The 1,319-nt window shown below is 36.9% G+C and carries 1 protein-coding gene; it reads right to left on the reverse strand.

What is annotated here, in order from left to right:
- Positions 1-39: 39 nt before the first annotated feature.
- Positions 40-1,235, reverse strand: a protein-coding gene (locus AC1DS7_RS28685; protein WP_369811971.1) for an IS3 family transposase whose coding sequence is annotated in 2 segments (ribosomal slippage) — positions 40-938 and positions 938-1,235 — 1,197 coding nt in all. Because the reading frame shifts where the segments join, the coding sequence is not laid out codon by codon here.
- Positions 1,236-1,319: the final 84 nt, after the last annotated feature.

The raw sequence follows: 1,319 nt of genomic DNA on the forward strand, positions 1-1,319 counted from the left end.
TGGTCTTATCCCCGTCAAGTAGACAGCTTTAAAAAAAGACTAAGCAGCCATTGAGATTCGATATTCAATCGGAGCTCGATGATTGAGTCGTTTTTGGAATCGTTTGTAGTTATAATGATAGATGTATGTTTCAATTGCTTGAATCAATTCTTCTTTTGTTTGATAATAATTGAGATAAAACATTTCAGATTTAAAATGAGAAAAGAATGATTCAATACAAGCATTGTCATGGCAGTTTCCTTTGCGAGAGTGGCTGCCGATGGCACCTAGCTGTTGAAGCGTACGATGATAAGCATGAGATGTGTATTGGAATCCTTGATCCGAGTGGATGATGGTTCCATACACATCTCTTTTTTTTGTTGCTAAATCAAGTGTATCGAGAACAAGTTGTAGATCATTGCGATGTGAGAGTTTCCAGGCAACAATTTCATTATTGTAAATGTCTTGGACGACCGATAAATAGAGAAAATTATCTTTGAATGGCAAGTAAGTGATGTCTGTAACAAATACCTCATTTTGTTTACGATTTTGGAATTGGCGTTCTACTACATTTGGGAAAATCTTTGAGGATTTCCCTTTAAAAAAGCGACGCTTTTTACGGATGATCGATTGAATTTGAAGCTCTTGCATAAGTCTACATACTTTTTTGTGATTCACTAAAAAGCCCTCTTCTCGTAAGGCAATTGTCATACGAGGATAGCCATATTCCTTGTGTTTTATGTGAATCGCTTGAATTTGTTCACGCAGTGTATCATCCTTTGAAAAACGTAATTTTCTTTGCGTACGTGTTGAACGCCATTTATAGTAGCTAGAACGATTTAACTGAGCAATGACGACAAGCCAGATTACTTTGTATCGAGAACGTAGTTCTTCAATAATCTCGTACTTCGTCGTTTGAGCAAGGACACCTCCTACAGATTTGGATACTGCTTTTTTAAGTACGCCACCTGTGCCTTGTAGTATTCCAACTCTTCTTCCATACTATCGAATTTCGTACGAGGACGACCTTTCAAGGGATTTTTGAGGCCCTTATTACCACTACTTTTTCCCCGTGAGTCTGAAATACCGCCTGTTTCTTGATATTTCCTAACCCACTCTATTAATTGCGTTCTACTTTTAAGTCCATATTTCTTCGCTATAGCTGATTGACTACCCTCACCGTTTAAAAAACTTTCTACAGCTTGTATCTTTAATTCATTTGAATAAGTTTGAAATGTAGACCCTTTTTTAGCCATAATAAAATCCCCTCCAAGTAGAAGTGTAACATCCATGTTTGTTCATGGTCTTTTTACACTGTCTACCTTAAGGGGATAATATCA

The sequence above is a fragment of the Bacillus sp. P4_E1 genome (assembly GCF_056401715.1).